The organism is Pseudomonas uvaldensis (assembly GCF_021271205.1).
In the GTDB taxonomy this organism is placed as follows: domain Bacteria; phylum Pseudomonadota; class Gammaproteobacteria; order Pseudomonadales; family Pseudomonadaceae; genus Aquipseudomonas; species Aquipseudomonas uvaldensis.
Window position 1 is genome coordinate 41,250 of the sequence record NZ_JAIWKS010000003.1, and the last position, 20,751, is coordinate 62,000.

Annotated in this window: 15 protein-coding genes; 8 read left to right on the forward strand and 7 right to left on the reverse strand. The window is 58.0% G+C overall.

The window, feature by feature from the left end:
- The first annotated feature begins 250 nt into the window (after nt 1-250).
- Both LCU97_RS06630 and LCU97_RS06635 read left to right on the forward strand, forming a co-directional pair.
- On the forward strand, nt 251-592 hold the full coding sequence (locus LCU97_RS06630; RefSeq protein ID WP_232775957.1) for a DUF6124 family protein: 342 nt from the start codon (nt 251-253) through the stop codon (nt 590-592).
- Nucleotides 593-683: 91 nt separating this feature from the next.
- On the forward strand, nt 684-2,168 hold the full coding sequence (locus LCU97_RS06635) for a leucine-rich repeat domain-containing protein (protein ID WP_232775958.1): 1,485 nt from the start codon (nt 684-686) through the stop codon (nt 2,166-2,168).
- A gap of 220 nt (nt 2,169-2,388) precedes the next feature.
- Here LCU97_RS06635 and LCU97_RS06640 read toward each other — a convergent pair whose 3' ends face one another.
- The 3 genes from LCU97_RS06640 to LCU97_RS06650 form a co-directional block, all read right to left on the reverse strand.
- Entirely contained in the window at nt 2,389-4,761 is a 2,373-nt protein-coding gene (locus LCU97_RS06640; protein ID WP_232775959.1) for a TonB-dependent siderophore receptor, read from the reverse strand.
- Between the two features lie 121 nt (nt 4,762-4,882).
- Nucleotides 4,883-5,866 carry a DUF4880 domain-containing protein gene (locus tag LCU97_RS06645; protein WP_232775960.1) on the reverse strand — a complete coding sequence of 328 codons (984 nt, stop codon included), beginning with the start codon at nt 5,864-5,866 and terminating at the stop codon, nt 4,883-4,885.
- Nucleotides 5,853-6,368: a sigma-70 family RNA polymerase sigma factor gene (locus LCU97_RS06650; protein ID WP_053153205.1), complete on the reverse strand. Its 516-nt coding sequence runs from the start codon at nt 6,366-6,368 to the stop codon at nt 5,853-5,855. Before LCU97_RS06650 ends, LCU97_RS06645 begins: the two co-directional genes overlap by 14 nt.
- Before the next feature lie 197 nt (nt 6,369-6,565).
- Here LCU97_RS06650 and LCU97_RS06655 point away from each other — a divergent pair, with 197 nt between their 5' ends.
- Both LCU97_RS06655 and LCU97_RS06660 read left to right on the forward strand, forming a co-directional pair.
- Nucleotides 6,566-7,399: an oxidoreductase gene (locus tag LCU97_RS06655; RefSeq protein ID WP_232775961.1), complete on the forward strand. Its 834-nt coding sequence runs from the start codon at nt 6,566-6,568 to the stop codon at nt 7,397-7,399.
- Between the two features lie 24 nt (nt 7,400-7,423).
- Nucleotides 7,424-8,362, forward strand: coding sequence for an AraC family transcriptional regulator (locus tag LCU97_RS06660; RefSeq protein ID WP_232775962.1), 939 nt, complete (start codon nt 7,424-7,426; stop codon nt 8,360-8,362).
- A 95-nt stretch (nt 8,363-8,457) separates the two neighbouring features.
- On the opposite strand, the gene LCU97_RS06665 is transcribed toward LCU97_RS06660, so the two are convergent.
- The 4 genes from LCU97_RS06665 to LCU97_RS06680 all read right to left on the reverse strand — a co-directional run bounded on the left by LCU97_RS06665 (nt 8,458) and on the right by LCU97_RS06680 (nt 11,897).
- Nucleotides 8,458-9,381 (reverse strand): NADP-dependent oxidoreductase, encoded by a 924-nt coding sequence (locus LCU97_RS06665; protein WP_232775963.1) that lies wholly within the window; start codon nt 9,379-9,381, stop codon nt 8,458-8,460.
- A 61-nt stretch (nt 9,382-9,442) separates the two neighbouring features.
- On the reverse strand, nt 9,443-9,871 hold the full coding sequence (locus LCU97_RS06670) for a DoxX family protein (protein WP_053152076.1): 429 nt from the start codon (nt 9,869-9,871) through the stop codon (nt 9,443-9,445).
- A 139-nt stretch (nt 9,872-10,010) separates the two neighbouring features.
- Nucleotides 10,011-10,916 (reverse strand): LysR family transcriptional regulator, encoded by a 906-nt coding sequence (locus tag LCU97_RS06675; protein WP_232775964.1) that lies wholly within the window; start codon nt 10,914-10,916, stop codon nt 10,011-10,013.
- A 237-nt stretch (nt 10,917-11,153) separates the two neighbouring features.
- Nucleotides 11,154-11,897, reverse strand: a complete 744-nt coding sequence (locus LCU97_RS06680; protein WP_232775965.1) for an SDR family NAD(P)-dependent oxidoreductase — start codon at nt 11,895-11,897, stop codon at nt 11,154-11,156.
- 884 nt (nt 11,898-12,781) lie between these two features.
- Between LCU97_RS06680 and zorA1 the strand changes: the two genes are divergently transcribed.
- From zorA1 to zorD, 4 genes are read left to right on the forward strand one after another with little or no spacing between them, the layout of a single operon-like run.
- Nucleotides 12,782-14,974: a type I Zorya anti-phage system protein ZorA1 gene (zorA1, locus tag LCU97_RS06685; protein ID WP_232775966.1), complete on the forward strand. Its 2,193-nt coding sequence runs from the start codon at nt 12,782-12,784 to the stop codon at nt 14,972-14,974.
- A 13-nt stretch (nt 14,975-14,987) separates the two neighbouring features.
- Nucleotides 14,988-15,731, forward strand: a complete 744-nt coding sequence (zorB1, locus tag LCU97_RS06690; RefSeq protein ID WP_232775967.1) for a type I Zorya anti-phage system protein ZorB1 — start codon at nt 14,988-14,990, stop codon at nt 15,729-15,731.
- A complete protein-coding gene (zorC, locus tag LCU97_RS06695; protein ID WP_232775968.1) occupies nt 15,728-17,356 on the forward strand; it encodes a type I Zorya anti-phage system protein ZorC in 1,629 nt (542 codons plus the stop codon). Before zorB1 ends, zorC begins: the two co-directional genes overlap by 4 nt.
- Nucleotides 17,356-20,604 (forward strand): type I Zorya anti-phage system protein ZorD, encoded by a 3,249-nt coding sequence (gene zorD / locus LCU97_RS06700; RefSeq protein ID WP_232775969.1) that lies wholly within the window; start codon nt 17,356-17,358, stop codon nt 20,602-20,604. Before zorC ends, zorD begins: the two co-directional genes overlap by 1 nt.
- The last annotated feature ends 147 nt before the right edge of the window (nt 20,605-20,751 follow it).

Consider the following 20,751-nt stretch of genomic DNA (forward strand, 5'->3'; position numbering starts at 1 on the left):
GATTTTGGTGTCTAGCCTGTGTTTGCCGCTGCCCATCAGCGGTCGGGTTTAGCAGCTCGGAAGTCACGTTAGGCGCATGGCAATCCCATGAGTGCAGGCATCGCTATTGCCTGAATGCTTATGGCGGCTGTGCGCAGGGCATCCTCGGGTGCGCCGGTTTCCTAACGTACCGGTCTGCTAACCTGCGCGCGGCTGCCACCCCCTCGTTTAGCAGCGAACGTGGCGGCTCCCACCTACGTTAGGAGTACCCATGGACAAACTCATTCCAGACCCACCCGTCCCACCGCTGCACCTGGACATCGCCGCCGATGCCAACGCCGAACGCGTCATCGATTCCTACCTGAACCCCAAACCCACCCCACCCGACAAGCAACCTGCCCCAGGCCAACTGTTCACCATCGTCCAAGGCGTGGATGCAGAGAGCCTGTTGGCCAACCTCAGCGAAACCCTGGCCTGCGCCAATGTCATGGCCGGTGACCTGGCGTTCGAGCTGGACAGTTCCCGGCGGCATTTTGCGTTGGGCCTGCAACAGTTGATTGAACTGGGCCAGCTCCTGGCGAACCGGGCGCTGGACGTGGTTGATCCGAGGTAAAACGAGGCTGTTCGGGTTTGGTCGAAGGGTGTCGATCAAACCCCTTTTTTGCGGCAGCATACGCCGCATGTTCCCTTCGGATTCCTGGACCGTGCCGACTTCCAACCGCAACGCCCTGATGGCCCGACTCGCTGCCGCACCGGATGACATCACCACGCGGGTTTCGCTTTACCGCGACCTGCTCGACAGCGGCGAAGCTTCGCTGGACGGCGTGCGGGTCGCCGCCGGTCTGTACGATCCAGCCGCCATGGCCGTGGTTGCCGAGTTGGACGTCAAGGTACACAGGAATCGACCGGCATCGTTGTTGCCGCAGCTTCGCGGGTTGCCGGTCGATCATCTGGAACTGGAGAACGCCGAGCCACAGTGGCTCGACGCCCTGGCCGGGTTGCCGCTGCGTACGCTGGTGCTTGGCAGCCCGAGGTTCAGTTGCGACCAGGCGCTTTGGCGGCGTATGCCGGATGTCGCCCTCGAGGCTTTGGAGATCAGCAATTTTTCCCGCGACGATGACCTCACCAGTCTTCCTTCTCTTGAGCGCTTGCGCCGATTGAAACTGGACACCTATGGCGAGGATTTCGACGACCGTTTCCTCAGGCACCTGGGCAGCAACAGCAGGCTGCAAGTCTTGTCGTTGAACCATTGCGATGAAGTGACCGACGACGGCCTTCTGGGGCTTTCGCCACTCCAGTTGCGCTCACTCACGTTGGAGCGTGTCGGGCAACTGACCGCCCGTGGGGCGGCGCATCTGTGCAGCCATCCCCTCGAACACCTGTCGCTTGGCTGGAACAGCAAGATCCTGGAGGATCCTGCCTGGCTCTCGGGTTTAACCGTGTTGCGCTCCTTGAGTCTGGATAATTGCTATGCAACCGATGCCACGCTCAACGCCATCCGGGATCTGCCGATCGAGCGGCTATCGCTGCAGTCTTCCTACCTGTGCGAGGACGACCTTGAGGTCCTGGAAGGGATGCCCTTGGCGGACCTGGACCTCAAGTCCTCCCGACAGATCATCGAGCGGCTCGACGTGCTGCATGCGTTCCCCCTGAAGCGGTTGGGGCTCAGTGACGTGCGAGGCGTCGACAAGCAAACGTTGCGGGACCTGGAGGGGCTGGATCTGGAAGCGCTGGACCTCTCGTTGAATGACATTTCCTGGAAGGAGCTGAAGCAGTTGAAGGGCCTGCCGCTGAAGCGGCTGGATCTCAGTTTCTGCCAAGGGGTTGATGGCAAGACGTTGCGCAAGCTCTGCGAAATGGGCCTGCCGTTGGAGCAACTGGAGATCAGCGGCCTGGACCTGCGCGATGCCGACCTGGCCTGCCTGCGCAACTTGCCGCTGAAACGCCTCGGCTTGTACGAAAGCCCCTGGCTGACCGATGCCGGCGTCGCCCTCCTTGCCGGGCTGCCACTGCGGGACTTGACGCTTGAGGCGGGGCCGGGGGAGTCGCGGCTCACGTCAGCCATGGTGTCGGTGCTGGAGCGCTTGCCACTGGAGAGGTTGTCGTTGCGCAATGGCTCGCAGATCAGCGCGGATGGATGGGATCGCCTAGCCAGGCTGCCGGCCCAAGTCAGTGGTCCGGGTATTTGACGCTTGCCGGGGATGTATCTGCTGATGGAAGTCGCTTCAAGTCTGTGGGAGCTGAGCTTGCTCGCGATAGCGGTTTGTCTGCACCTGTGATGTCGGATGGGCTGCCGTCATCGCGAGCAGGCTCGCTCCCACAGTGGTTCTTGGTGTAGCTGAAGGACCGCCGTCCCCAGTGGAAGCAAGCTTTGCTCCCACTGGTCGAAGGCTGTCCTGAACGGCCGGCTTACCAGTTGTAGCTCAGCTTTGCGGTGATCTCGCGGCCCGGGTTGTAGTAGTTCGCGGTGCCTGAACCGACGACGTGTTGCTCATCCAGCAGGTTGCTGACGTTGATCGCCAGGTCAGTGCCCTTGAAGAGGTTGTAGTTGAAGGCCGCATCGAAGAGTGTCGTGCCATCGCTGGTTCCGGTGTTGGCCGCGTCGAAGTAGTAGGAGCCGACATACCGTGCACCCAGGCCCACGCTGACATCGGTATTGGGGACGTTGTAATAGGTCCACAGCGATGCGGAGTGTTTCGGTGCCGTGGCGAACTCATTCCCTTTGAGCGAACTTCCGTCGTACAAGGTCCCGCGAATGACTTCGGATTCCATGTAAGAGTAGCCACCCACCAGGCTCAGGTTGTCGGTCAGCTCTGCCTTGGCTTCCAAGTCCAGCCCGCGCACACGTGACTCGCCAACGGTTTGCTGTTCGATGACGCCACTGGGCAGGACGACGGCGATGCTGACATTCTCCTGGGTCAGGTCGTAAACAGCCGCCGAGAACAATGCGTCCATACCCATGGGCGCATATTTCACGCCCAGTTCATATTGCCTGCCCGTCTTCGGAATGACGCCAACCGTTGGCGGCGAGACCGATTCAACCATGCTGACGTAAGTGGAAACTTCGTCGTTGACGATATAGGTCAACGCGCCGCGATAGGAGGTTTCCGAGAAATTATCCGATTCTTTTACGTGATTGATATCGGTACTGGACAGGTCCAGCGAGTCGTTGCGCACGCCTGCGGTGACGATAAAGCGCTCGTAGAAGGACAGGTTCTGCTGCAGAAACACAGCTTTAGTCTTGGTGTCGAGCTTGTCGTTGCTGTAGGGCGCTACGCCGCTTGGCACACCCGTGAACACAGGGTTGGCAAGGTCGATGGAGCCGATCGGCGAATAGACCGAACGTTCCTCGGTCGAAGAGTCGCCATACTCCACGCCCACCAATGTACTGCTGTCGATGTTTTCGAAGCGGGCATCGTATTGCAGCATCAAGTTGCCGTTGAGTTGCTCGGCTTCGCTGTCAGTGCCAAAGATATAACGCGGGACCGTGGTTCCCGTGCGGGTAGGGGAGTCACTGAGAAACACATAGCCGAAATCATCCGTCAGTTCGCTGTAGCGCAGGTTGCTGCGCAACACGAAGCCATTGTCGAAGTCATGGCTGAAGGTGCCGCTGATATTGGTACGTTCCACATCGTGGAAGTTGTAGCTGGGCTCGCCGTAGAACTTGTCGCGGTCGTATTCCTTGTCCAGCGGGTAACCGCCGCTGTTGGGCGAGCTTTGGGTCTTGAGGTAGTCCACGATCACGGAGGCCGAGGTGAACTCCGTAGGGGCCCAGGTCAGGCCACCCATCAGGAACTTGTTGTCGTCCTGCGAATGGTCGTACTCGCGATCACTGTCTTGCATCTTTGCGGTGAAGCGACCGGCCAGGGTTTGTTCTTCGTTCAGCGAGTCCCCGACATCGATGCCGGATTCGACATGGTCGAAAGAACCGTAGGTGACATAGCCTTGGCCGAACTTGTCGAAGCGTGGCTTCTTGCTGACAAAGTTCACCGAGCCGCCCGGGTCGGCCGGGCCGAACAGTGTGGAGTTGGCCCCGCGTATCACCTCGACGCGCTCATAGGCGAAAGGCTCCTCGCGTACTCCGCGCATCGAGCCCAGGGTCAGACCATCCCGATAGGTCGTGGCTTGGAAGCCGCGGATCTGAAAGTAATCGTTGCGGTCGTCGGTGCCGTAATAGTCGGTAATGACCCCTGGTGTGTATTGCAGGAGTTCTTCCGTGGTGCTGACGCTGCGTTGCTTCATTTCCTTGTCGGTCACCACGGACACCGAGGCGGGCGTGTTGAGGATGCTGGTGGCCACCTTGCCGCCGACCCAGAGTTCCTGGGCGACCACTGAGTGGGTGTCTTCGGTGGCATCGACCCTGGCCTTGGCGTTGACGAGGATGGGCGCCAGGCGGAAGGCCTCAAGATCGCCGTCCACCTTGGCTTGTGGCGTCAGCAAGTAAGCGTTCGGGCCTTGCTGCTGTATCTCGATGTCGCTCCCCTGCAACAACGACGATAAGGCTGTGGATGTATCGAGCATGCCGCTCACGCCCTGGGTATTGCGGTTCGCCACGCTCGACGCCTCGAAGGAAAGGCTGATGCCTGCCTCACGCGCAAAGCGGTCAAGCGCCGGTGCCAGTGGGCCGGCAGGAATGTTCCACTGATGAACCTGTTGGGTCTGATCGACGGTCGAGGTTTGCGCCAGGGACGGTAGCGCATAGCTGCTGACGACGACGCCAAGGACCGCACCCTGTAAGGCGCGATTCAATAAATGACGCTGTGGAACCGGGGACGAACTCATTTACTCGCTCCGTAAAAGGGAATCGGCAGACAGGCCTGTAATTCGGCCTTTCTTACATGCCGAACGAGAATGAGAAATCACCTCATTTTTATTTGATATTTTTTGTGCGTCAAAAAAGCACTTAACTGAGAGCGTTCAACGTCACCCAATATTGGGTGCGATACTCAATTTGTAAGTGCAATGACTGCGCAACCAAGGCCAGTACCTGATCGGTGTCGGCAAGCTGAAAGGTGCCGGAGACGCGCAGGCCCGCGACCTCTTCGGCGCAGCGCAACAGGCCGGGGCGATAACGCGACAGAGCCCCGATGAAATCAACCAGGCGCATATTGCGCGCGCTGATCACCCCGTCGCTCCAGCTCCACAGATCCAGGCCGTTATCCTTGAACTCACGCATGCCATCCGAGGTAAACAGCCGCTGGTTACCGGCCTGGACAGTGGCGTTGACCGCCAGGGGCTGGCTGGCCCCAGGAAACACGGTGACCGCGCCGCTCTGCACCGAGATGAGCGTTCCGTCGTCACGCTCGTACGTCAGGAACCGGGCATTCTGGGTGCGTATGAGCCCGTCGCGTGTCTGAACCCAGAACGGACGCGGTTGAGCCGAGCCGGAATCCGCGCCAGTGTTCACGATGATTTCGCCGCGCCGCAGCACGAGCAGGCGCCGCTGTGGGGTGAAATAGCTGTCGACCGCGCTGTCGCTGTTGAGCTGGACAAGGCTGCCATCATCGAGCTGGAAGCGCTTGCGCTCCCCGGTTTTGCTGTGTTGCTGGGCAAGCATGGCCGGTAGCGGCGTGTAGTCGCGGCCCAGCCAGGTCGCTCCACCCACGGTGGCCAATGTACCCAGCACTTTCAGGGCTTTGCGCCGATGCATACCCGAGCGGGTGCCCTTGAGGGTATGCCGGGCCAGATCGGACGGAATGCCAGCGAAATCGTCGCCAAGCGCTTCCACACGCTGCCAGGCGAGCAAATGTTCCGGACACCGCTGCAACCAGTGCTCGAAAGTGCGCTGGGTTTGCTCATCGGCGGGATTGAAGCGCAGGCGCACCAGCCAGTGGATCGCCTGGTCGACCACGGCCGGATCCAGTGCTTGAGCTTTACTGTTCGGCATAGCGCAGGCGATAGCAGTGCTGCAGGGCCTTGGCCAGGTCGCGTTCCACGGTAGAGCGGGAAACACCGAGTTTGTCGGCGATCTGCTGGCAGGTCAGACCGTCAAGCTGGGCCAGTAAAAACGCCTCCCGGACCCTCGGCTTGAGCAGGTCCAGCAGGCGGTCGATCCGCTCGAGGCTATCGAGAATCAGCAATCGCTCTTCTTCAGAGGGAACATCATGGGAAGGGATTAGCGCGAGGCTTTCCAAGTAGGCGCGTTCAAGTTCGCGACGGCGATACCGATCGATCATCAGCCCACGGGCGATGCTGCTCAGATAAGCCCGGGGTTCGCGCAACGGGCTTGCCTGGCGCGATTTGAGCAGGCGTACAAACGTGTCCTGCGCCAGATCCGCCGCGCTTTCGCGACAGCCGATGCGCCGGCTCAGCCAGCTGTGCAACCAGGAATGGTGGCTGCTATAGAGCAGCGCGAGCTCGGCATTGCCCAGTGTGTCGTTGCTGCGCATCAGCATCCCGGAAACGTACATAATTGATAATGAATCGCATTATATTCAGGCCGAGGAGGCCAGGGCAACTTTGCCGGAGCTGATGCTCGCCTGGGTACTTGCCTTGATAGGAATAGGCAAGGCTCCAAGGCAAACCGGCATAGGTCGCCCGGATAGCGCTGGCTACCATGGCACCCATCTACCGATGGGAGATCGTCATGCAACGCATAAAAACCCTGTTCATCACTGGCGTCAGCAGTGGCTTCGGCCACGCCCTGGCCCAGCAGGCACTGGCTGCCGGCCACCGGGTCATCGGCACCGTACGTAGCGAGACGGACTTGCAAGCCTTCGAGCAATTGTCTGCCGACCGTGCTTACGGCGTCCTCCTCGATGTCACTGACTTCGCCCGGATCGACAGCGTGGTTGCCGCCACAGAGATCGCTCACGGCCCGGTCGATGTGTTGGTCAACAATGCGGGTTATGGGCATGAGGGCATCGTCGAAGAATCGCCACTGGAGGAAATGCGCCGCCAGTTCGACGTCAACGTGTTCGGCGCGGTGGCGATGATCAAGGCCTTCCTGCCCTATTTTCGCCAACGCCGTGCCGGGCATATCCTCAATATCACGTCCATGGGCGGCACGATCACGATGCCGGGTATCGCCTATTACTGCGGCAGCAAGTTCGCGCTCGAAGGGATTTCCGATACGCTGAGCAAAGAACTGCAACCGTTCAATATCTTCGTGACGGCCGTCGCGCCTGGTTCGTTCCGCACCGATTGGGCGGGGCGTTCGATGCGGCGTACCCAGCGCAGCATCGACGATTATGATGCGCTCTTCGACCCGATCCGCACGGCTCGCGAAGCCAGAAGCGGCAAGCAACCGGGCGACCCACAGAAGGCGGCCCAGGCCATGTTGCAAGTGATCGCCAGCCCGACGCCCCCTGCGCACCTGTTGTTGGGTAGCGATGCGCTGAATCTGGTGCGCGACAAGCTGAGCCGTGCAGCCAGCGAGATTGATCAGTGGGAAGCGCTGACACGTTCGACCGACGGCTGAACGACAGGCAAGTGAGAGATACCGATGACCCAAGCCGACTCACCTACCTCGCGCATGGTGCAACTGATGGAACAGCTTGCGCCGGTCGAGGGCTATAACCTCAGCGTCCTGGAAGACATTCGCTTTTTACGTTCCAACCGGCCCCTGACCCGAACGCCGGTGTTGTACGAACCCGGTATTGTCATCCTGTGCCAGGGTCGGAAGCGGGGCTACCTGGGGGACGACGTGTACGTCTATGACGCCCGGCACTACCTGGTGGTCTCGGTTCCTGTTCCGTTTACGATGGAGACCGACGCCAGTGAGGCAGAACCCATGCTGGCGGTGTACATGCGCCTGGACTTTCGGTTGGCCAGCGATTTGCTGCTGCAAGTGGATGAAACCCTGGGGCCGAGCGATGCCCAACCCAAGGGGATGTATGCCTCACCCATGGATGATTTGCTCTGCGGTTCGGTACTGCGCTTTCTGGAAGCGATGAGCCGTCCTGGCGAAGCGCAGATCCTCGGGCCGGCACTGATTCGGGAAATCTACTACCGCATCCTTACCGGCGAGCAGGGCGGTTCGATGCGTGCTGCGCTCAGGCGTCAGGGACACTTTGGTCAGATCACCCGTGCGATCCGCAAGATCCACAGTTGTTACCAGGAACGTCTGGACGTCGAATCGCTCGCTCGCGAAGCCAACATGAGCGTGCCCAACTTTCACCTGCATTTTCGCAGCGTGACCGACTCATCCCCCATGCAGTACGTGAAGTCGACGCGCTTGCATCAGGCGCGGCTGCTGATGCTGCGCAACGCCATGAGCGCCTCGACGGCAGCGTTCAATGTCGGCTATGAAAGCGCCTCGCAATTCAGCCGTGAGTTCAAACGTCTCTTTGGTCGCACGCCACAGGCCGAGATTGAATGGATGAAGGCGACGTATGCGTTGCCTGCGCCCGCTTCGCAGTCCATTTATGTGTCGTCGCATTAGGGTGGTTGAGACAAGGGAGGGATGCAGCCCATTTCTAGCTGGGTAACTATCAGAAACGCGAGACGGCCCCATACAGGACCGCCTTCGACCGGTTTTCAACGGTTCACATCGAGCACGATTTTTCCGCGGGTGTGCCCACTCCAACTCTGTTTCACCGCGTCGACCACTTCGCTGAGCGGTACGACCTCTGCTTCCAGACGGAGCTTGCCGGCCGTGAAGAGCGCAGCGATTTCCGCCAACTGACGACCATCCGAGCGGGTGGCGAAATTTTTGCCGCTGACGCCCTGTTCACGAGCCTTCTCGGCGTCGGGTGGGCTGACGGGAGATACCAGAACGCCGCCCCGTTTGATCACGCTCCAGGAACGTGCCTGTGTCTCTCCGCCGACCAGATCGATAACGGTGTCCACATCTGCAACAGTGTCTTCGAACCTGGCCGAGGTGTAGTCAATGACCTGGTCGGCACCGAGCGAGCGCAGGTAGTCGTGGTTCTTGGCCGAGCTGGTGGCGATCACATGAGCGCCGGCCAGTTTCGCCAACTGGACTGCGAAGCTGCCCACACCGCCGGCGCCGCCATGGATCAGGACCGTTTGGCCAGCCTGGATCGTGGCGTGTTCGTGCAACGCTTGCCAGGCCGTCAGGGCCGCAGCCGGGACGCCGGCGGCTTTTTGCAACGACAGCGTTTTTGGCGTGCGAGCGAGGCGATCCGCCGTGGAAAGTGCTTGGGTCGCATACCCACCCACAATCCCGATAAACCCGAATACCTCATCGCCGACCACGAACTCGCTGACATTCTTGCCCACCGCCGCGACGGTGCCGGACACCTCCACGCCGGGGGTGTAAGGCAAGGGCAGGGGGATGAATTGCTTCATGGCGCCGGACAGGATTTTCCAATCGATGGGATTGATCCCGCTGCCGGCGACGTTGATCAATACCTGGTCTTCGTTGGGTTTCAGGTCTGGAACGTCTTTGAGCTGAAGGGCTTCTGCCTGGCCGTACTGTGCGACTTGAATAGCTTTCATAAGAGTCTCTCGATAGGAGGAGTCAGATCAGCCGGCCACTCTCGGCGTGCCGGCCATGCGGTTACTGGCGACGAGCGTCGAGGCTGAAGCGGCCCGCGCCGAACGCGACGATCTGCAGAAGCCCGCCGGCCATGGCGATGTTCTTGAAGAAGTGGATGAACTGATTCTGGTCAGCCAGGGCACTGTGGAAAATCAGTGCGGTGAACACGCTGAAGATGGCCAGAATCGCCGCTGTGGTGCGGGTGCGATAACCGGCGATCAAGGCGGCGCCGCCCAGGATTTCCACAGCGATAGCGATGCCCAGGGCCAATGACGGGAATGGCAAGCCAACAGAGCCGATGTAGCCAATCATCATGGCCGGAGCGCCGATCTTGGAGATACCGGACAGAATGAAAATGGCACTGAGGAAGATGCGACCAGCCAAGGAAGCGGTGCTGGTCAGGTTGTTCGAGGTTGCGACGGTGGCGCGAATGCTTGCGGCTTGAGACATGATGGTCGATCCCTTTTGGTTCAGCGCTCCAACATGAAGCGCCGGTGTGGAAGAGATAGTGTCACCGTCCCGCTTTTCGCAATAGACGCCTAATTTCGACGATTACGTTCTATAAAGTTGAAAAGACAAAGTCTGGAATTCAGGCTGTGGCGACCTGCTGGCCGAACCGCTCGATCAGCCATCTGCCAGCCGGGCCGGGTGGCGAGTCCGTTCGATAAACGGCATCGAACGTATAGGTGCCGCCCTTGAAGTCCGGCAAATCGAGCTCAACGAGACGACCGGCTTCGAGGTCCGCCTGAACCATGGGGATGGGCATGTTGCCCCAACCGATGCCTTCCTTGAGCAGCATGTGTTTGGCGCCCAGATCCGCCAGCCTCCACGTCCTGGTGCTGACCACGGCAAAGTCCTTGTCGCCGGTCAGCGTCGAACGGTCGGACAGGACCAGCTGCACGAATTCCCTAGCTGTCCCCGGCAACTGGGGACGCTCGATTGCAAGCGGATGCGTTGGCGCGGCCACCGGTATCAACTGGACGCTGCCGACCCTGATCCGTTCGAGACCATCGAGGCCCATATCCAACGGCCCGCTGACACCGACGACCGCTTTCTTGTTGATCACAAGCTCCGTCACGGCCCCCAACGCCTCCATATGCAGATGCAACGTGACCGTCGGGAATTGCTCCCTGAAGGTCTTCAGCGCATCCACGACACGGTCTGCCGGAAGCATCACGTCCAACGCGAGATGGACTTCCGCTTCAAGCCCATGCAACAGCCCGGAGACCTTCGCCCGAAGCCCGTTAACGCCGTTAGTGATCGAGCGCGCTTCGGCAAGCACCGTTCGACCGGCATCGGTCAGTTGAGGTTTTCGCGTAGTCTTGCGATCGAACAACGCAACCCCGAGCTGCATTTCCAGATTGGCGATCGTATAACTCACCACTGAAGTGGCGCGGTGAAGTTTACGCGCCGCACCAGCAAAACTTCCGACCTCGACAACGGTGAGGAACACCTTCAATTGGTCCAGCGTGGGGGTTCCGGGGTCGGCGATCATTTCTATTTTCTCGAACGTTTGGAGTGAAATGATCCTAATTTCGAGGACGGCGGCGTGTCCATCGATTGAATGAATGCCTCACCTTCCTTGAGCATCCGTCGTTTCGAGAAGGGAGGCATGAAAAGCGAGCGCGCCCCTCCCATAAACACCCATATGCGAAGTCACCCGAAGACGATGCGCGAAATGATCGAACGTCAAGGTAACCGTGCGATTGGGTGAACAGGGAAGGGCGATTTCTTACTGGATGCTATAACCGCTATCCACTACCCAGTCTTGACCGTAAACGCTTTTCGCCCCGTTACTGAGCTGGAACAACACGACATCTGCAACCGCAGCCGGTTCTAGAAATGCACCCCCCAGCAGACGTTTGTTGACTTCATTGGCAACGCTCGTCAGATCATGCTCAGCAAGACCCAAAGTCGACCAGATAGGTGTTGCAGTGGGTCCAGGTGAAACCATATTGATCCGCACACCTTTGGGCGCCAGCTCCACCGCCAGCGTACGCGCGTGCGCTTTCAAGGCCGCTTTCGACGCGATATAGGCAGCGAGTCCCGCAAAGGTGATGTTCTCCAGAAAGGTCCCGATAAATACAACCGATGCTGGGGTTGCGAGGTGCTTATAGAGGTGGGTAAGCGTATTTAAAGCGCCTGCCCCGTTAACCGCCCATTGCCGGTCGAAAGCTTGAATGTCGAGCCCGTCGGCGAGTTCTGCGATGCCGGCGTTGGGTACTAGATAATCAACTGGGCCTACGCTTGATGCCTGCTCGGCTAACCGGGCAAGGTCCTCCGGTTTTGTGACGTCGCCGGGAACCCAAAGTAGGTTGTCTGGGTGTTCTTGCATCAACGTCTCCAGACCGCCCGGTTTACGTGACATTGCTATCACGGTGGCGCCTTTGGCAATTAGGCGATCAGTGACCGCCAGGCCGATGCCGGAGCTGGCGCCGGTGACTACTGTGATGCGGTCTTTGAAATCGTCTTTCATGGAATGTTGTCCCTACGGTTTGTGGAGTAGGGGTAGGTGCAAAAAGTGAACCCGTTGGAGGGTTCAATAGAATCATGGGGTTACAGGTCTATGTGGTTGTTATGACTATCTTTGGGTTTGGTCGTATTGACAGCGATGTGGTCGTTATGACTCTTTGGTTTGAAGCGCAGGTTGGGAGTGTGGCGGATGTCTGCTACTGGGTTTCAGCAAAAAAAGATGTTCGTGGACGTCTTTAGATGACGAGCCGGGGTAAGTTGAATCGACTGATTAATATATTGATTAATAGGCTTAATTTCGGTTTGCATTTTAGCCTGGAATACCAACTGGAATACTGAGAAACCTATTCCTAGCCTGCCAACAAACAACAGTGACGACTGTAAGTCGACCTGCGCCCAAATCGCGGTCGACCTGGTCGAAGCGTCAGCCTGCTTCGACTGACCTGCGCGAGCTCCTGATCCGATCGTCGGCCCGGCTCGACACCGGCGCGGGGCATCGAACTGAAGGCATAGCCCGCCATCAGCTTGCACTGACTTGCCTGAGGTTTTTCACCCTGATCAGATGTACCTAAAGGGCTGCTCTCAAGCTAAGCGGGTAGATGGGAAATCGCTTCGCTTCAGGATGCCGAATATAGGGATTGAGCTTTCAGCTTTACGACAGTTACGGCTCAAGCTAAGGTGCTGGCATAAGGACATTATCTCCCACCATTTGTCCACGGAAGGTTCTAGGGAGCACGTGGTGCGCCCGCCCATTCCGAGTTTGTGGCACCCCGAAGCGCGCGCTTGGCAAGGTGCTGTCATTGATCCAACTGGATTGGTCTTTGACGCATCAGTGTCGGTAATGCGGTCATGCTGAACATCAAGAATGCTTAATTGAAGGCGGAAGGTATGGATTTTTCGACGTTGTTGCACCTATGGGGTGCAGCAAGCTCTGAGCAGCTGATCGCACCCAAAATGGTTGTTGGTCTCGTTTTCATTCTTTGCGCTTGGTATTTCGTCCGTTACTTCTGTAGCTCATTCAAGCTTAGCGCCCAGCTGAAACGTTTGACTGTTAGCTTGCAGAACGTGAAAACTCTCGCCCCACCTCTTCGGCGCTCTGAGCTTGAACGTCTGTTCAGTGGCGGCAGATTGGAGCATTCCTGGCGTGAGTATGCTGAAACGCTGCACGATCAGTTCGAGCTCAAGGAGGGCGAACAGGTTCTTGTCCGATCGCGAGCCACTGCCGGTGCTGTACACTTCTTCTCACCGCAAAGTGTGGTTGATACCCCGCTGGGGACCGAGTTCTATAAGCACCTACCGGGTATCTTGACCGGTATCGGGATCGTCGGAACCTTCTTCGGCCTGATGCTAGGTCTTCAGCACTTCGACCCAAGCACGCCTGAACAGGTTAACGCCAGCGTCGATAAGCTGTTGAAAGACGTGCTGTTCGCTTTCATCGGCTCCTTCATTTCAATCATGGCCTCTATCGCCGTCACGCTTACTGAAAAGTGGCGCTTGGGACACTGCTACAAGCTGCTTGAGGCATTCAATGAAACCATCGACGGGCTTTTTGACAGCGGTGTCGGCGAGGAATACCTGGCCGAGCTGGTGCGGTCAAGTGCTGAAAGCTCGGTGCAAACCCGTCAGTTGAAAGACAGCCTGGTAACCGATTTGCGGGAAATGTTACAGAACCTGGTTGATACCCAGGTCCGTGAAAGCCTCAAATTGGCAGATACCTTGTCGACGACGTACCGCGACTCTGGGCAGCTGTTGGCCGATCAGGTGAGCGGTGCAATCGAGAACAGCCTCAAATCGCCGCTTGAAGCCATCGCGGGTGCCGTGCAGGCCGCCAGTGGCGATCAGTCCGGACAGGTACAGAATCTGCTTCAGGATGTTCTGGTTGCCTTCATGAACAAGCTGGAAGGTACGTTCGGCCAGCAGTTCAATGGCCTGCACGAGTTGATGGGCCAGTCGGTTGCCGCCATGCAGTCGATGCAGCAGGGCTTCTCGACGCTGATCCAGGATATGCGTTCGGCTAGCGAGTCCTCGAATCAAAGCAGTTCGACCATGATTGCCCAGCTACTGGCCGATATGCAGGCAGGACAAAACGCCATGCAAGCCGGGATGAACGAGATGCTCGCCAATCTTCAGGCTTCGGTTGCCCGTATCGGCAACGAAGGAGAGGGGGCTGGCGCGCGAATAGCCGAGCAACTGGAGAAGCTGTTCGCTCAAAGCGAGGCTCGCCAACAGGCAATGGCTGAGAATCTCCAGGCTTTTGTCGAGTCGATCAAGCAGAGCATCGGCCAAGGCCAACAGGAAACCATGGCCAAGATTGCAGGCTCGGTCGAGGTGCTCGGTGAGCAGCTTTCTGCAGTCTTCAAGCAACTGGAACAGGGCCAGCAGCAGATGGATCAATCCACCCGCGCTGCCCAGGCAGACCTGCATCAAGGTACCCGCGAACTGGTGGGCGGCCTCGACGAGCAGGTCAAGGCGTTGCTGCAGACGGTTTCCGAGCAACAGAAGTCTGCCCAGGACACCGTCAATGCATTGAGTGCCCAGACTGAGCAGCATCTGCAAAGTATGCAGCTGGGTGCGGATAAGATGCGGGCGGCGGCTGAGCGGTTTGAAACTGCCGGACAAAGCGTTGCGCGAGCCAGTGAGTCGACTGCGGGGCTGATGGGTACAGTTCAGGGCGCGGGTACTGAGCTTGCACAGGCTTCGCGTGAGCTGAATACCGTTGTCGCGGACTACCGGAACAATCGTGAAGCGTTAGCGAAAACGCTCGCGGTCATTGAAGGGGTAGTTGCCAGTGCGCAAGGGGAAGCCAGCGGTCGCAGCCAGTATCTCCAGGACCTGAAGGTTCAAAGCGAGCGGATGCAGGCGCTCAATCGCGAAGTGTATGAATACCTCGAAAACATCAGTGGTGTGCTGGGTAACGGCTTCAAGGAATTCGGTGAAGGCATGGATCGGGCGTTGCGACAAACCCTGGGTAGCCTCGACACCGAGCTCGACAAAGCAGTCAAGAGCCTCGCAGGCGGTGTGGAAGGGGTGAAGGAAAGTCTTGAAGACTTCGGCGACATCATGGAACGCATCAAGCGGTAACGGAGGCTAGTCGATGTTTGGTAAGCAAATGCCTTCGGCGGCCCGTTCAAAGGATGAGGGAGAAAAACCGTTCTGGATCTCCTTCGCTGATTTGATGACCGCGATGATGATTCTGTTCCTTGTGGTCATGGTGGCGGCTTTGAGCTCTGTGACGCAGCGGATCAACCAGGCGGAGCAGGGGGAGAAGCAGCGGAGCAAGGACATCAGTCAGATTTGCGAGCACCTGAGCCTCAAGGCGAAGACTGCCAGCAAGACCATCGTCGTGGACTGCAAGGATAACCGGATCAGCTTCGGCGATGCTGGCCGCTTCGGGCATAACCAGTACGCGCTGAGCAACGATGGCCAATCGGCACTTCAGGAGGTCGTTCCGATGATTCTGGATGCGGCCAATAGTGAAGAGGGACGCAAGTGGTTCAAGCAGGTTGTGATTGAGGGTTCGACCGACACCGACGGGTCCTACCTTTATAACTTGCACTTGTCGCTGCAGCGTTCGGAGTGGGTGATGTGCAGCCTTCTTGATAGTCGCAGCCCGCTACAAGTCGGATTGTCGCCGGAGCACCAGCAGCAGATCAGATCGATGTTTCTGGCGGGGGGCGTGTCCTTCAACAATGCAAAGGACACCAAGGAAGAAAGCCGGCGAGTGGAGTTGCGCATGCAGTTCTTTGGCTTGAAGGAGAAGGAGGGCAGTCTCAAGCCTGATGTGCCGGTGTTCACTAACACTGACGTGGAAAAATGTCAGTTGGCGATGAATCGATGACCAGCTCGATCGCGAGACTTTCCGCCGCCATAAGCCAAAGCCTCTCAGCTCATTGCACGGTGCAGGCCCCAGAGCCGTTGGAGTGTTTCCCCCGTCTGGCTGCTGCGGGAGTCGATCTTTACGAGCGATTCGAGCGCGCTGAAAAGGCCTTGCCGCCACCCGAAGAAAAGCGCCGTGCTGCGATAAGCAAGTTTCGCAATGTACTGCCACTCAACGCCTCGGAATGGCGCTTGGTGTTCGCCGGCCTTTCAGACAAGAGTGAGCGAGTCGGGCCGATTCTGGACGATGACCAGCTTTACGCTCGGGTACACGAAGAAGTCCATCAGCGTATCGAGAAGCGAAGGCTGAGCCGCCGGGATTGGTTGGCCCTGTGCTTCAGCTACTTTGGCTACGATGCCGCTAAGCCTGCGCAGAATGCCAATTGGTGCCTGTTGCGCGAAGACGTTCAGCTCGGTTTCGAATGCGTCAGAGACCAGCAGAGGCGTGTGAAGGAATGGGTGCAGATCGTTCAGCAACATCAGGAGCTCTTTTCCGAACAGGCAGGTGCCACGCTGGGTAACCAGATGTTCAAGGGCGAGATTAGCGACCTTTCGGCATTGCAGACGATTGCGCAGATCCCGGATAACAGCTGGTTGTGGCGCAGGATTTTTACCGTACTGATTTCTCGAATTTTCATGTTGGATGACGCTGAGTTTTCTCAGCGTTTGGCCGACCTGGTCGACATCGGTCGGCAGCACCCGCGATACATGAACGACATTCTGAGTGCATGCCTGTCGCGTTACCACTTGGCAGCTTATCGGGAGAAGCCATCGTCGTTGCTCAAACAGCTTGCGCTCGACAATTGGGGTAGTCCGCAGATCCGCTCCAGACAAAACAGCTGGCTGCAGTATGTCGACAATGATGTCTGTGCGATGGTTGTGGCGTGGTTTGCGAAGGAGGATCTGGAGCACTTCTTCAACCTGCTCAAAGGGGAAGCAGAAGTCGATCAATCTCGTCTGCATTATTGGCTGCGTTTTGCCAATCAGATGAGTTACACCCGGATTGTCATGGGGTCGGATGCCTGGCATGACAGCGGGCGAGACTTCGTCCACTTCCGAGAGAAGAACAAGGGGCGCCTCAGCCGACTGGTAGGCGGCCCCGGTCATAACAACGCCGTCATCATGCAGATCGGGAACTACTTTTTCGTGGAGTTCTCCGGTACTGGTAATGCCTGCTATGTGTATCAAGCAGACAAGTCACCATTCAATCCAGACAAGTTGCAGCTCGAATTGGCGAGTGAGTTGAAGCAGCCTAGCCGTGCACTGGATCGAATGCGCCATTCGCCTGCACCTAGCCGCCCGGACCGTATAGAGGGCTGGCTCAGCAAGTTCGATTATGCCCTCGAACAATGGGGTATTCGTGTACAGAGTCAGACCGCAGCGGCAGGCTCAGCTAAACCGCTGCCTCTCGAAGATCAAGTCCGTGACGCTCTCAAGTCGGTCAAGCACAAGGTCTATGATCAGCGCGAGCGCGGCGGTGCATTTCAGGTCCAGCTTGATGACCATGACCTTGCCGCCGTAACTGCACTGCAGCGTCTGGGCTTCAGGCCCGTCAATAACCAGCCACTCCGGTTCTGGAGGCAGTAATGCTCAAGCGTTTCCTCAAAGGCATTGGCCTGCAGCCGAATTCGGCTGCAGAAAAGACTGAGCCGTTTTTTTCCATTGAGGAGCAGGGTATCTGTTATCCCCTGAGCTTGGCGGAGAATACCGAGTTCTGGTCGCTGGCCAGTTATCTTGATCAGCTGGAAGAAGAGGAGTTCGTCTCCCAGCTGAGCGATCGCTGGCTGCTGACGTGGGATGAGCTCTACCGGCTGCTGGATGAGCCCGAGCACTTAACAAGCCTGCCACTTTTGGGGTTGCCGCCGCAGACAGCCCTCATTCCTCAATTGAGCAGCCAGGGCAGCCTTGCCTCCGACGATTTCAAAGTCTCCATCAGTGGCTGGCGTGATCCGCAGTCCAATGCCAATGTGCAGGTGCAGCGAACGGGGGCCATCGTTCAATATCAGGGAGCCACAGAAATTCTGCCTGAGGCGACCTGGAAACTGACCGGTGCGGTACGACAGCTTTATCTGGCACAACAGAATGAACCCGGAGAAGTAACCAATCAGATCGGCTGGGCCAGCATCAGAAAACTGGCGCGTAAGGCTGGCGCCGGTATGGATGGTTTCCTGGATAAGACCGTCGTTATCAAACCCGAGAAGCTGCGGCTCAACCCACGAAAGTCGACGCTAGGCGACACACCGGTTATCGAGTTGCAACCGAGCTTTGAAGGCCAGCCGGCCAACTGGCTTGAGAGCTTTGACGGTGCCAAGCAGGTTCAGGATCGATACCGGGTAACGGGTGACGATGGCTCGCTGACTCATGTTCTGATTGAGCCTGAAGTCAAATCGGTACTGGACTACGTGCGTTCGTTGCCCGGACGTCGGGTTGCTGGTGACGATGCCCTTTCATTCGTCCGTAACCCTTACAGCACACTCGGCGAAAGTGCCGTGCAAGTGCTGGATGCCGAAGCCTATGAAGACGAGCTCGCCGAGGCCGGTATTTTCTTTTATCGCTTCCATCTGGAACCCAAACTGGATGAAGCGGGCCAGCGTATTGAGCAGGTAACACTTTCGCTCGAACCGATTTCTCCAACCCCGCAAGTGCCTATCGAGATTGAGTTCAAAGCCGCCCATGAATTCGCGCCGCTTGTGCATGAACTGCAGCTGAAGTTGGCCGCCGGCATGCCTGCGGGCTTCTGGCAGGGCTATGAACTGGAACTCAGCGATTTTGATTTGCGCCAGTTGGCAGGCATCAATGACCTGCTTAAACGTTGGCAAAACGAAGCGGCCGGTATCGAGTTTGACTCGGTCCTGGACCTTTCCCTCTACGGCGACCGCGTGACGGGTATTGGGGAAGCGGAAAGAATTACTTCGCCTTTCCTGGTCAAAGAGGCGACCGAGAACTGGTTGCCGAAGGATGTGGCAGCGCTGGGCATCGATGCAGAAATCTTGGGGCGGTGGGATCCTTCCGATCGTGCTCAATTTGGAGCGTTTGGGCAGCGGTTGGATGAAGCACGCGCTGCCGGTGATGACACGGTCTGTTTGCCAGAGTCCGAAACACCACTCTCGATTGCCGCAGCAGAACAACTGTTGGATGCCTGGTCGAAGAAGATTGCACCTGTTGAGACCGGCCAGGTTGAGCAACGGGAGAAAGTAGCCCGCGCCGTACTGCAAATCGGCCACAATATTGATGAGCCGACCTACGTTCAGGTGCGTCAAGCAGCCTTGCGCGCCGCTTCGGAGGCAACGCCAGAGTTGCCTAGCTTGCTCAAGCCTGAAGTCGTCCTGCGTGAGCATCAGCTTCAAGGTGTGGCGTGGTTGCAGCATTTGTTCCGCTTGTCCCCCACGGACGTATCGGGTTGCTTGCTCGCCGATGACATGGGGCTTGGGAAAACGATCCAACTGCTCACCTTCCTGGTCTGGTACTTGGAGCAGTATCCAAAAGATCAGCCAACACTGATCGTCGCTCCGGTTTCGTTGCTCGATAACTGGGAGCGAGAGCTTCACCGATTCTTCTTTGCTGACGCACTGCCCGTATTGAAGCTGTATGGCTCAGCCTTGAGTGCGGTGAAGTTCAAGAAAGATGAAATCCCTGCGGACTTGAAAGCCAAAGGCATCAAGAACCTGCTGCGCCCAGGTTGGATGGGTGATGCCCGAATCGTCCTGACGACATACGAGACATTGCGCGATCAGGAGTTTTCCCTGGCGCGCCAGCAATGGTCCATCGTCGTGTGTGACGAAGCTCAGAAGCTGAAGAACCCGGCGGCACTGGTGACTCAGGCGATCAAAGCCATTCCCGCACGGTTCCGAGTGGCGTGTACCGGTACGCCGGTCGAGAATACCCTGATCGATCTCTGGTGCCTGTTCGACTTCATTCAGCCAGGATTCCTGGGCGGCCTGAACCAGTTCGGTCGCGATTATCAGCGCCCCATCGAAGCCGCACTGGAGCGTGATACGGATGCGCTGGAGCGCCTGCGTGGGCTTATCGAACCGCAGACGTTGCGGCGGACCAAACAGGACATCGCCAAGGACCTGCCAGCCAAAATCGAAGACGCAGCATGCCGTTCACTTGGCATGCATACGCTGCAGCGTAACCTGTATCTGTCCGAAGTATCCGCATACAGCCAGAAGCGGCAGATCGAAGAGCAGCTCGATCAGAAGACCTCTGGCATGCTGGGGTTACTGCACAAGCTCAAGTTGATTTGTGCCCATCCTTACAGCGTTCAGCCAGACACGCGGTTGCGCGACAACTCGCCGAAGCTTCAGTGGCTGATGCAGACGCTCGAGTCGATCAAACGGGCCGGCAACGGCGACAAGGTCATCGTCTTTACTGAGTTGCGAGATATTCAGCGGGAACTACAGCACGCGATTCAGCAGCATTTCGGCTTTCGGGCGACGGTCATCAATGGCGATACCAGTACCAGCAGTCAGAGCGCCAATAGCCGGCAGAGGCTGATCGAACAATTCCAGGAGCTGCCAGGTTTCGCCGTCATCATCCTGTCCACCATCGCCGTTGGATTCGGGGTGAATGTGCAGGCTGCCAACCACGTCATTCACTTCACGCGCTGCTGGAACCCGGCCAAGGAAGATCAGGCGACCGATCGCGCCTATCGGATTGGGCAGCAGAAGGATGTGTATGTGTACTATCCGACGGTTCGAGATGCGGCGATGCCGACGTTTGAGGCGACGCTGGATGAGCTGCTGAGTAAGCGGCGAGCGTTGGCGCGAGATATGTTGAGTGGGACCTCGGAGCTGCAGGCTTCTGATTTTGAGGCCGTGCTGAACACGCATTGATATGTCAACTTTGGGTACAGGCGCGCTCATCTCCGAAACGTGCCAATCCGCAAGAACCTGCGATCTAGGGCGGGTGCGTCAGTGGTAACTGAGAGGATTGTTTATCTGTTCGCACGTCAAGTGTTGGCATTGGACGTTCTGAGGATT

What these genes read in the sequence shown, in the direction of transcription:
- LCU97_RS06630 (WP_232775957.1), top strand. Translation starts at nt 251, where the DNA reads ATGGACAAACTCATTCCAGACCCACCCGTCCCACCGCTGCACCTGGAC.
- LCU97_RS06640 (WP_232775959.1), bottom strand. Translation starts at nt 4,761, where the DNA reads ATGAGTTCGTCCCCGGTTCCACAGCGTCATTTATTGAATCGCGCCTTA.
- LCU97_RS06645 (WP_232775960.1), bottom strand. Translation starts at nt 5,866, where the DNA reads ATGCCGAACAGTAAAGCTCAAGCACTGGATCCGGCCGTGGTCGACCAG.
- LCU97_RS06650 (WP_053153205.1), bottom strand. Translation starts at nt 6,368, where the DNA reads ATGCGCAGCAACGACACACTGGGCAATGCCGAGCTCGCGCTGCTCTAT.
- LCU97_RS06655 (WP_232775961.1), top strand. Translation starts at nt 6,566, where the DNA reads ATGCAACGCATAAAAACCCTGTTCATCACTGGCGTCAGCAGTGGCTTC.
- LCU97_RS06660 (WP_232775962.1), top strand. Translation starts at nt 7,424, where the DNA reads ATGACCCAAGCCGACTCACCTACCTCGCGCATGGTGCAACTGATGGAA.
- LCU97_RS06665 (WP_232775963.1), bottom strand. Translation starts at nt 9,381, where the DNA reads ATGAAAGCTATTCAAGTCGCACAGTACGGCCAGGCAGAAGCCCTTCAG.
- LCU97_RS06670 (WP_053152076.1), bottom strand. Translation starts at nt 9,871, where the DNA reads ATGTCTCAAGCCGCAAGCATTCGCGCCACCGTCGCAACCTCGAACAAC.
- LCU97_RS06675 (WP_232775964.1), bottom strand. Translation starts at nt 10,916, where the DNA reads ATGATCGCCGACCCCGGAACCCCCACGCTGGACCAATTGAAGGTGTTC.
- LCU97_RS06680 (WP_232775965.1), bottom strand. Translation starts at nt 11,897, where the DNA reads ATGAAAGACGATTTCAAAGACCGCATCACAGTAGTCACCGGCGCCAGC.
- zorA1 (WP_232775966.1), top strand. Translation starts at nt 12,782, where the DNA reads ATGGATTTTTCGACGTTGTTGCACCTATGGGGTGCAGCAAGCTCTGAG.
- zorB1 (WP_232775967.1), top strand. Translation starts at nt 14,988, where the DNA reads ATGTTTGGTAAGCAAATGCCTTCGGCGGCCCGTTCAAAGGATGAGGGA.
- zorC (WP_232775968.1), top strand. Translation starts at nt 15,728, where the DNA reads ATGACCAGCTCGATCGCGAGACTTTCCGCCGCCATAAGCCAAAGCCTC.
- zorD (WP_232775969.1), top strand. Translation starts at nt 17,356, where the DNA reads ATGCTCAAGCGTTTCCTCAAAGGCATTGGCCTGCAGCCGAATTCGGCT.